The following is a 10,727-nucleotide window of genomic DNA, read 5'->3' as shown; positions in this document are numbered from 1 at the left end:
AGCCTTTTTATTTTGTCCAAATAGCCACTATTCTGGCAAAAAGACGGACTATCAGACCAATAAACAGAAAAAGACAAACATCAAGCGAGATGTTTGTCTTCATTCTGCTAGTTTTCTTTATTTTCAGTTGTATTTCTTTGGAAAAGTTTCCGCCAATCAGGCAGGGAGATTTCAGGGCTTGGAATGGAAGTGCTAATATTGTCCCTCCAGATTTGATAACGGGTATCAAAGAGGAGCCGAATGAGTTTGTCCACCATTTCGGCTTCTTCTGGAGCTATTTCTTTTCTTAGTCGGTCAATTTCTTGTAATTTCTGTAGGGGATTTACCGTGATGTCGCTAAAACGTTCAATTCCTGCTTTGATGAAGATGCCGAAAAACAAATCGAAGAAGTCTCGTAATTCATCGTCTGTTAGACTAGCCGTCCAAGTTTTTAAGGCTTGGTCTGTTTGTAGGCTATCGCTGGTCAGGGCAGGGGCTAGTTTGAAGTCGCTTCCGTCAACCTCCCAAGAAAAACTGATGTGTTGTAGAATGCCGAGGGTATTACTCTGGACAATCTGAGCATTTTCTGGTGTTTCTAACATCATACCGACGATTGAATTCTGGGGAATGACAGGGAAAATCCGTTGGTGAATAGCTTGGTAACTAGGTGCTTCCAAGTGTTTTTTGTGTAAGCCAGGTGAATCAAAGGGATAGATAGCTAGAATTCTATCCTGTTGGTCTGTAGCTTGCTGGCATGCTGCATAGAGGGCTAAATTTCCGCCTTTCGAATGACCGGCCAGATAAAAATGGCCCCCCTGCTGCATCATAAGTTTTTCTAAGTAGCCACTTGCTGCACGTTGGGCAGGAATTTCATCCATATAGGTCATGTGGAAATCTTCCTTCCAACCGATAATAGTATCATCTGTCCCTCTGAAGCAAGTCACAATCGTTTTTCGGTCAATGCGATAACTAATTGCTGAAAACTGCTTTTCCTGTTCCAACTGATAATCGTCAATGAAGCCAAATGCCTTGATAGATTTGAAGCGTTTAGATTTGGCTAGAAGTCCTAGTAAGGCTAGGCGGTTTTTGGTCACCATAGAAAAGGGAGGGAAATTATTTTTGTAGGTCTCTTCAAAGGTCGCTGCCAACCAATCAAGTCGTACACCATTTTCTGTAAAAGAGTAGGGAACCAGATTATCAAAAGGGAGGTAGGAAAGTTCGGTCAGAGCCAGAATATCTAGCTTATTGATAGGTTTATCATAAAAATTATCGTATTGAGTTTCTTCAATATAGGTTAATAAATTCGGCATAGCAGTCCTTTCCTTTTTTATCTAGTATAACGAAATACGATTGGTCTGACAAATCTGCACCACTGATGACCTGGTTTTATAGTCTACTTCTTGTGTAAATGTATAAAAATACTCAAATTTGTTCCAATGTAAGCTATAATAAATAGTAGTGATATGAAAGGAGATAGTTATGCAGAAAATTCTTCTTATCGAGGATGATAAAACGATTAGCCAACTAGTTGCTAAAAACTTGATAAACTGGGGTTACCAGGTGCAAGAGGTCAAGGATTTTCAGATGGTTTTGGAACAGATGGAAGAGTTTCAGCCCCATTTGATTTTACTGGATATTGGCCTGCCTTTTTTCAATGGCTATTACTGGTGTCAGGAAATTCGCAAGACCTCCCGTGTGCCCATTATGTTTCTGTCTTCCCATGACCAGCCAATGGATATTGTTATGGCGATCAATATGGGGGCGGATGACTATGTGACCAAGCCCTTTGAAATGACGGTTCTCCTGGCCAAAATACAGGGGCTTCTTAGAAGAACCTATGACTTTGTCGGCGAACAAAGTTTGCTCTGGTTTGAGGAGATTTCTCTAGACTTAAAGACCATGCAGGTGTCCTATGGACAGGTTGTGGAAGAACTGACGCGAAATGAATTTCAGATTTTACGCGTTTTATTTGAACATGGCAAGGAAGTGGTCAGCCGCGAGGAGCTGATGAGAGAACTCTGGAATAGTGATATTTTTGTGGATGACAATACTTTATCGGTTAACATCGCTCGCCTGCGTAAGAAATTGGCAGAACTGGATCTGCCAGATGTGATTGCGACCAAGAAAGGAGTAGGCTACGGCCTGGTGTGGACACATGAATAAGGATGATTTTGGCTCATTAGTACCAGGATTTTTGACCTCATGGCTTGGTCATCGCTTGATTTTTCTGATAGCCTACGCCGTTTTTGCTGTGGCTATTCTGGCTTATAGTAGCCTCTTTGACATCCAAAGAAACTTGGTTTTCTACGCCCTCACCCTGCTCACTATCTGCTGGATTCTCGCCCTCCTCTGGGATTTTGTCAGGGAATTTTCCCGCTTTGGAAAAATCTGGCGTGGACAGAAAGTGACTACTGGGACAGCCAGTGAGCGTTTGTTGCAGGAAAAAGTGGAGCGACTAGAAGTTCAAAACAAGCTCTTGATTGAAAAACAGCGTCAGGAACAGACAGAATTAGATGACTACTACACCCTTTGGGCCCACCAGATGAAAACACCGATTGCAGCCAGTCAGCTCTTAGTTAAGGAAGTAGATAGTAGTCCAGTCCGTCATCAGCTAGAAACAGAACTCTTCAAGATTGAGCAATACACAGGTCTGGTCTTGAACTATCTCCGCTTACAGTCCTTTCATGATGATTTCGTTATCGAATCAGTCAATTTGGATGAACTGGTCAGAAATCTAGTAAGAAAGTATTCCCTCTTTTTCATTCAGGCCAATACCAGCTTAGACTTGGGGCAGTTGGATAGGACAGTAAAGACCGACAAACGCTGGCTGGGTCTCTTGATTGAGCAAATTTTATCCAATGCCCTCAAGTATTGTCAGGGGGGAAGCGTTTCGATTGTTTTGGATGGGGATGATTTGGTCATTCGCGATACGGGAATTGGGATTGCAGAGAGTGACTTGGAACGGGTCTTTGAGCGTGGTTTCTCAGGTTTCAATGGCCGCAGAACCCAGCAATCTTCGGGGCTGGGGCTCTATCTCTCACGGAAAATTGCTGCGGAGCTGGGCTATTCCCTAAAGCTAAAATCAAAAGTAGGTCAGGGAACAGAGGTGCGAATCGGTATCAAAGAAGTGGAGTTGATTTTTGACTAATCTTACAAAACTGTCACGTAAATGAAAGCTAAGGCTATGGTAGTTTATCTTGGAACCGTGTAGAATGAAGCTAGAAAAAGAAAAGGAGTCAAGTTATGTCAGTTTTAGATGTTCAACACGTTCAAAAGATATACAGTTCTCTCTTTAAGGCGGGACAGGTTGAGGCTTTGAAGGATATTCATTTTACAGTGGAAAAGGGTGAGTATGTCGCTATTATGGGTGAGTCTGGTTCTGGAAAATCCACCTTGCTCAATATTTTGGCAACCCTTGATAAGCCAACGCAGGGCAAGGTCTTGCTTAACGGATTGAATACCCAGTCTATCAAGAGCAAGGAAGCGGCAGCCTTTCGTCGGGAGAAATTGGGCTTTGTCTTCCAAGATTTCAATCTCTTGGATACCCTCTCTGTCAAGGACAATGTGCTCTTGCCTCTGGTTTTGTCTCGCTATCCGATTGATGAGATGAACAAGCGACTCATTCATACGCTCAATAGCCTGGGAATTGCGACCTTGCAAGACAAGATGCCCTACGAGATTTCGGGTGGTCAGCAGCAGCGGGTTGCGGTGGCGCGTGCCATCATCACCCAGCCAGAAATTCTCTTAGCGGATGAGCCGACTGGGGCCCTCGACTCCAAATCAACGGCAACTCTTCTAGATATTTTTGAAAAAATCAACCAAGAGGGGCAAACGATTCTGATGGTAACCCACTCGACAGTAGCAGCTAGTCGTGCCAAACGGGTTCTCTTCATCAAGGATGGCATCCTCTACAATCAAATCTACCGAGGTGAGAGAACCAGTCAGGAAATGTATCAGTTGATTTCAGATACCTTGACACTTATGGCGAATCGAGGTGAGTAGTATGTTTGGACTAACCGTTCGATTGGCTCTGACCAATCTCAAAAAGAACCGCAGACTCTATTTTCCCTATGCCCTGATGACCATTTTGTCCACAGCCATTGCCTATATTTTTGCATCGCTTGCCTTTCATCCTGATTTAGGTCAGGTCAAGGGGGCCGATGGGGTAACCATGGTGTTGGGCTTCGGTATGATTGTGGTCATGTTGGCGGTTGCCATCATGGTCTTCTATGCCAATAGTTTTGTCATGAAGCAACGGTCAAAAGAGTTTGGTGTTTATAGCATTCTTGGTCTGGAGAAAAAACATCTCTTCTTGATGACTTTTCTAGAAAATCTGGTCTTTTCAGTCGGTACCATTCTAGCTGGCTTGCTCTTGGGACTGGCTCTAGATAAACTCTTCTATGCGCTCTTGCTGAAAGCAATGCAGATGCCTGTGGTCCTGGCTTCAACCTTCCAGTTGAAAAGTCTAGTCACTGTACTTATCTATCTCTTTGGGATTTTTGCCTTGGTCAGCCTCTTTAATATTGGAAAATTGGGCTTGACCGACTCACTCAAACTGGTTCAAGGCAAGAAGCGAGGGGATAAGAAAACTGGCTTCCTCTGGCTACAAACTCTCTTAGCCCTTATCCTATTGGGGGCAGGCTACGCCATTGCCCAGCTAGTGACCAATCCGCTGCAGGCTATTCCAAGTTTCTTTGGAGCAACTCTTCTGGTTATCTTTGGGACCTACCTGCTCTTCCACGCAGGTGTCATCAGTCTCTTAAACTGGCTAAAGAACCGTCAGACCTATTATTATAAGCCAGATAATTTCATTTCTGTATCCAACTTGATTTTCCGTATGCGGAAAAATGCTCTGGGCCTTGCGACCATTACTATCCTCTCTAGCATGTTTTTGGTGACCATGGTTGGAGGACTCAATATTTACATCGGTGGCAAAGATTATATCGCCAATCAAAATCCAAATGACTATTCGATTGATGTTGGTATGCAACCAACCACTTCAAAAGATCAAACGGAGGAGTGGGCGGAAGCTATCTTAGAAGAGACAGATATTCCTGTTGAAAGTAAGGTAGTCTATCCTTATCAGCAAGCCTATTTTTCTGAGGTGACAAATCAGCAAGTAAGATTTTTGACGGATGAAGAAGCCGCTGGTATGAATTTCTCTGACCGAGTTGGGATCGGTTTTGTCCTTGATCAAGCCAGCTATGAAAAGATGACGGGAGAAAAACTCCAGTTGGCATCTGACCAAGTGGCAATTTTTAGCAAAGTAGTCCAGTATCAAGCTGGTCAAACCCTCACCTTTGATGAAAAGGAAATGGAAGTTGTCCAAGTCTTGCCCAAGAATGTGACTTTAGGACATCTACCAGACCATGGTTCCTTCCTTCTCAGCCAGTATCTGGTCATTGTTGTTCAAGACTTGGCTGTTTTTGAAAATCAAGCCGAAAATCGCTATTATATGGGATTTGAAAGCAGTCTATCAGAAGAAGAGCAGGTAGATAGCCATGACACCTTTTTATCAGGAAGTTTTGAAAGTGAGCTTTGGGAGTCCAATATATTACCGAATGGAACGAACGCCATCAGTCTCGCCTATCGTGCCTATGCCATGCGCGGTTTCTTCAGTTTTGCAGGTTCACTTTTCTTCATCGGCCTCTTGCTATCACTCATCTTTTTGATGGCGGTGGTGCTGGTGATTTACTTCAAACAGATTTCAGAAGGCTATGAAGACAGAGATCGCTTCGTCATTATGACCAAGGTTGGTCTGGATGAGGATCAGACGAGACAGTCCATTCGCAAGCAATTGCTGACCGTCTTTTTCCTGCCTATCCTACTTGCTTTTGTCCATCTTGCATTTGCCTACAAGATGCTCTCGTATATCTTGTTGTCTATTGGTGTGGTCAATGCAGGGCTTATGTTGCAGGTGACTGCAGGTATCTGTGGTGGCTATCTCCTCCTCTACCTAGTGGTCTATGCCATCACGACACGGTCTTACAAACAAATTATTTCCTAAACTTGGGGCAACCCAAGTTTTTAATTTTTTTTGAATATTTTTCACTATTTTGTTTTACATACTAGCTACCTTGTGTTATACTATAGATACAAAGCTAATAGGTAAAACAAACTAGTGATAGAAGATAAAGAAAATCACTTTTATTTTTATCAAACTAGTTGGTATTACAAACTAGGTAGGGAGGCAGTATGAAACTGGAGAAGAAAAGTCGGGAAAATTGGAAACTAGCAGGCATCACGCTTGTGACGGCCATTATAACTGGCTGGGCTTTGGATTCTATTTTGATCTTAGGCATCCTGTTAGCATCAGGCTTACTGTTTGGATTTTTTACAGATGATGAGGAGGGCTTATGAAAGAAACCCAAATGCTCAAAGGTGTCCTAGACGGCTGTGTCTTGCAGGTCATTGCCCGACAGGAAATCTATGGTTATGAGTTGGTCCAAGAGCTGAGGAAGCAGGGCTTTGAAAACATGGTCGGAGGAACAGTCTATCCTCTGCTCCAGAAGTTAGAGAAAAATAGCCTGATTTTTAGTCAGAACAAGCCCTCGCCAGATGGACCCGACAGGAAGTATTTTTATTTGACAGACCAAGGGCAGAGCTACTTAAACGATTTCTGGGTCCAATGGGGAGAACTCGTCGAAAAAGTAGAGAAAGTGAAGGGAGAGTAAGATGAGCAAACAAATGGAATACCGCAAGCAGATTGAAGTGATTGAAAGCCAGCTGACCAAGGAAAACAAGGAATACATGGGCCGTATCAATGGTTATATGATGATTGCTTCTGTTTTTCACAGGCAGGAAGAAGCAGTGACTGCCCAGCTTTTATCCATTTACCAAGATGTTCTTGAAGCCCAAAAAGACGGGCTTTCTGCGGAGGATTTTTTGGGCAAGGACAGCAAGCAAATGGCAGACGACCTACTCAGCTACCTCCCTCCGATTGGTTTCATAGAAGTCGCAAACCTGAGTGGCCTCATGCTCATCATCTACCTCGGCAGCCAATGGCTGATGGATTTTGCAGGGACAGGCACCATTTCCATCAACTGGCTGGGCTTGATCTGCGACGCGGTACTTAGCCTCCTCCTCCCCTCGGGGATTTTTCTCATCATTCGCGGTCTCATTTACCAGACCAGCAAAATCAAGGTCTGGGCAAGCTTTCTCTGCATCCCCCTTCTTTTTCTCCTGATTTGTGGACTTCGTCTCTGGGCAATCCCCAAGGAACCTGACCTAGTCTTGACTGGCTGGGGGCTTCTAGTGCCACTCACCTTGCTCGGTCTCGCTCTGCTATTTTTCCAAAAGGAAAAATTAGTTCGCTATGTCTTTTTACCGACCTATCTCTTTATGATTGTTGGCGGTGTGGTAAATATGGTCATGACCGTTCCCGTTTGGTTCAATCTGATGTTGGTGATTCTTCCAGCTATGGCCTTTTGGATTGGAACTGCAGTTTTGTTGGTGAGAAAGGAGAAGTAAGATGAACAAGCAACAGAAAAAATTGAACGCTATTAGCAGCTTACAGAGGATGTTGACCAAGGAAAACAAGGCCTACATGCGTAAACTTCATGGATATATGATATTGGCTTCGGCCTTTCATGAGCAGGAGAAAAGGGCGACAGAACTATTGCTTTCTATTCACCAAGATGTCTTGGATGCCCAAACAGACGGTCAATCCGCTGAGGAATTTTTAGGAAAAGATAGCAAGCAGATGGCGGATGAACTCTTGTCTGACCTACCGCCCATTCGCTGGTACTATGGTTTGCGATTAACAGGATTGATTTCCTTGGTGTATATGAGCTGGTTTTTCTTAGGTGTATTTGGGGTGAGCGGTGAGATGGTGGTAGAATGGCAGGGATTACTCTGTGATTTGCTCATTGCACTCATCCTACCCAGCTCTGCCTTTTTCATCCTAAAGAACCTAGTCTATGAACCGTCAAAAATCAAGTCCTATCTGATGATAGGGACATGGGGCGTCAGCTTTGTTGTGTTGATTGTGTTGCGTTTTTGGATTAGTCGTCAGTTTTTCGAAGGAATGTCCATGCCCTTGTGGTCTAGCCTATTGGTGATACTAGGGATTGCAGTAGGTCTATTTTACTACCGCAGTAAGTTAGCCTTGGTTGATACCCTTATTCCAGCTTATGTTTTAGTTGTTATTAGTGGACTTAGTCAGGTCATTGCGGCTCAGTTTGGCTACGGACCGCAGGACTGGACAGGTTGGTTGCCTCTGCTCTTTATGGTTCTTGCCTTTTTCTCAACGCTTGCAGGCACATTTTTCCTATTGAAAAAGGAGAATATGGGGTAGAAATACAATCAGGCAACTCTTTAGAGTAGTCTGATTTTTTGGTATAATGAAAGGAGCATAATTAGGAGAATGTATTGTGAACGAACAACAACAACGAAAAGAATTACACCAGAAAATTTGGGCTATTGCTGACGATGTCCGTGGAGCTGTGGACGGCTGGGACTTTAAACAGTATATACTTGGCATTTTGTTTTATCGCTTCATTTCAGAAAATATTGCGGATTATTTTGATCAGGCAGAGCATGCGGCTGGGGATAAGGAATTTTCTTATGCTTTACTGACTGATGAAGAAGCAGAAGAGGATTTTAGGCAGGGGACTGTTGAAGAAAAAGGATTCTTTATTTTGCCCTCCCAACTATTTATCAATGTTGTAGCTAAGGCAAGAACCAATGAAAATTTGAATACAGATCTTGCGACTATTTTTGAACAAATTGAAAAATCTGCTATGGGGCACGAATCTGAAAATGATATTAAGGGCTTGTTTGATGATGTGGATACCCGTTCCAATCGTCTAGGTGGAACCGTAGCTGAAAAAAATAAACGTCTGGCAGATATTTTGCTAGGTATTTCAGAAATTGATTTTGCAAATTTCCAAGACAATGAAATTGATGCTTTTGGAGATGCCTATGAGTATCTTATCTCCAATTATGCTTCCAATGCAGGTAAAAGTGGGGGAGAATTTTTTACACCGCAAACGGTATCCAAACTTCTGGCTCATCTGGTAATGGTTGGAAAGGACAAAATTAATAAGGTCTACGATCCTACCTGCGGTTCAGGTTCCTTGCTTTTACAAATGAAAAAGCAATATGAAGAACATGTTTTGGAAGAGGGATTCTATGGGCAAGAAATCAATATGACTAACTACAACCTTGCTAGGATGAATATGTTTCTACACAATATCAACTATAACAAGTTTAATATTCAGAGAGGCGATACCTTATTAGACCCAAAACATTTGGATGAAAAACCCTTTGATGCGATTGTATCTAACCCACCGTACTCTATCAAGTGGATTGGTGATGCAGATCCGACGCTGATTAATGACGAGCGATTTTCCCCTGCTGGAAAACTGGCTCCTAAGTCTAAGGCAGATTTTGCCTTTATTATGCACAGTTTAAATCACTTATCTAACAAAGGACGAGCAGCCATTGTTTGTTTTCCAGGGATTTTTTATCGAGGAGGTGCTGAGAAAACAATCCGTCAGTATCTTGTTGATAATAACTTCGTTGAGGCTGTTATTGCCTTACCAGACAATCTTTTCTTTGGAACATCTATTGCAACCTATATATTAGTTTTGGCAAAAAATAAGTCAGAAGCTAAGACGCTTTTCATTGATGCAACAGCCTTTTTCAAGAAAGAAACTAACAATAATATTCTATCTCCGGAGAATATTGACACAATTTTAGAGTTGTTTACGAAGAAAGAAGATGTCGCATACCAGTCGATGTTAATTGATAATGCTAGTATAGTTGCAAATGATTATAACCTGTCTGTTTCGACCTATGTAGAAAAGGAAGATACGCGTGAGAAGATTGACATCATTCAGTTGAACAAAGATATCGCTGAAACTGTGAAAAATATTGACCGTCTGCGTGCTGAGATTGACAAGATTGTGGAGGAGTTGAGTCATGACCAATGATATTATCCTCTACACAACAGATGACGGCAAGGCATCAATCGAACTTCATCTGGACAATGGTACAGTTTGGTTGAATCAGTTGGAGTTGGCAGAGCTTTTTCAGACTTCCAAGCAGAATATCAGCAAGCATATTAAGGCTATTTTTGAGGACGGAGAACTTGATGAAAAAGTGGTTGTCAACTACCAGTTGACAACCACTCAACACGGGGCAATGGCGGGCAAAACCCAGAGCCGAAAGACTGCTTACTACAATCTGGATATGATACTGGCTATCGGCTACCGGGTACGGTCACCTCGTGGGGTACAATTTAGAAACTACGCTTCAACGGTTTTAAAAGAGTACTTGATTAAAGGTTTTGCTATGGACGACGACCGTTTGAAAAATTTGGGCGGCGGGTCTTATTTCAAGGAACTCCTTGACCGCATTCGAGATATTCGTTCAAGCGAAAAAGTGTTTTATCGTCAGATTTTAGAATTGTTTGCGACCTCAAGTGACTATAATGCAAGAAGTAGTGAAGCCCAGCAATTTTTTGCAACGGTGCAGAATAAGTTGCATTACGCCATTCATCACTATACCGCAAGTGAACTGATTTACACTAGAGTAGATAGTGAGAAAGAATTTATGGGCTTGACGACCTTCAAGGGTGAATTGCCAACCTTGTCGGAGGCTACGGTTGCCAAAAATTATCTGACCGAGCAAGAGTTGCAAGGTCTCAATCAGTTGGTATCGGGGTATTTGGACTTTGCCGAGAGGCAGGCCCAACGTCAGATTGTCATGACCATGGCAGATTGGATCCAGCACGTGGATCGGAT

11 protein-coding genes are annotated in these 10,727 nt (G+C 42.9%); 10 read left to right on the top strand and 1 reads right to left on the bottom strand.

Translation table 11 applies throughout. The features are described 5' to 3' along the window. Positions 1–107: 107 nt before the first annotated feature. Positions 108–1,289, bottom strand: coding sequence for a DUF2974 domain-containing protein (locus tag NOL38_RS10055; protein ID WP_105120359.1), 1,182 nt, complete (start codon positions 1,287–1,289; stop codon positions 108–110). 169 nt (positions 1,290–1,458) lie between these two features. Between NOL38_RS10055 and NOL38_RS10050 the strand changes: the two genes are divergently transcribed. The 10 genes from NOL38_RS10050 to rhuM form a co-directional block, all read left to right on the top strand. Beyond that, positions 1,459–2,142, top strand: a complete 684-nt coding sequence (locus NOL38_RS10050) for a response regulator transcription factor (protein ID WP_012027525.1) — start codon at positions 1,459–1,461, stop codon at positions 2,140–2,142. Continuing rightward, complete coding sequence (locus NOL38_RS10045) at positions 2,135–3,127, top strand: sensor histidine kinase (RefSeq protein WP_105120358.1); 993 nt, start codon at positions 2,135–2,137, stop codon at positions 3,125–3,127. Before NOL38_RS10050 ends, NOL38_RS10045 begins: the two co-directional genes overlap by 8 nt. A gap of 95 nt (positions 3,128–3,222) precedes the next feature. After that, positions 3,223–3,981 carry an ABC transporter ATP-binding protein gene (locus NOL38_RS10040; protein ID WP_044685119.1) on the top strand — a complete coding sequence of 253 codons (759 nt, stop codon included), beginning with the start codon at positions 3,223–3,225 and terminating at the stop codon, positions 3,979–3,981. A 1-nt stretch (position 3,982) separates the two neighbouring features. Further along, entirely contained in the window at positions 3,983–5,986 is a 2,004-nt protein-coding gene (locus tag NOL38_RS10035; protein ID WP_105120357.1) for an ABC transporter permease, read from the top strand. A 188-nt stretch (positions 5,987–6,174) separates the two neighbouring features. Beyond that, positions 6,175–6,339 carry a hypothetical protein gene (locus NOL38_RS10030; protein ID WP_105120356.1) on the top strand — a complete coding sequence of 55 codons (165 nt, stop codon included), beginning with the start codon at positions 6,175–6,177 and terminating at the stop codon, positions 6,337–6,339. After that, complete coding sequence (locus tag NOL38_RS10025; RefSeq protein ID WP_105120355.1) at positions 6,336–6,653, top strand: PadR family transcriptional regulator; 318 nt, start codon at positions 6,336–6,338, stop codon at positions 6,651–6,653. Before NOL38_RS10030 ends, NOL38_RS10025 begins: the two co-directional genes overlap by 4 nt. A 1-nt stretch (position 6,654) precedes the next feature. Continuing rightward, entirely contained in the window at positions 6,655–7,449 is a 795-nt protein-coding gene (locus tag NOL38_RS10020; protein WP_105120354.1) for a DUF1129 domain-containing protein, read from the top strand. Between the two features lies 1 nt (position 7,450). Continuing rightward, positions 7,451–8,275, top strand: coding sequence for a DUF1129 domain-containing protein (locus NOL38_RS10015; RefSeq protein ID WP_238138879.1), 825 nt, complete (start codon positions 7,451–7,453; stop codon positions 8,273–8,275). A 76-nt stretch (positions 8,276–8,351) separates the two neighbouring features. Then, positions 8,352–9,914, top strand: a complete 1,563-nt coding sequence (locus NOL38_RS10010) for a type I restriction-modification system subunit M (protein ID WP_202859689.1) — start codon at positions 8,352–8,354, stop codon at positions 9,912–9,914. After that, positions 9,904–10,727 (top strand): RhuM family protein (gene rhuM / locus NOL38_RS10005; protein ID WP_277942062.1); only part of this gene is annotated, 824 nt, incomplete at its 3' end. The genes NOL38_RS10010 and rhuM, both read left to right, overlap by 11 nt.

Origin of the sequence: Streptococcus suis, assembly GCF_029616525.1 — a bacterium.
Taxonomy (GTDB): domain Bacteria; phylum Bacillota; class Bacilli; order Lactobacillales; family Streptococcaceae; genus Streptococcus; species Streptococcus suis_AF.
Note: the sequence above shows the minus strand (reverse complement) of the source record. Positions and strands in the feature narration are given on the sequence as shown.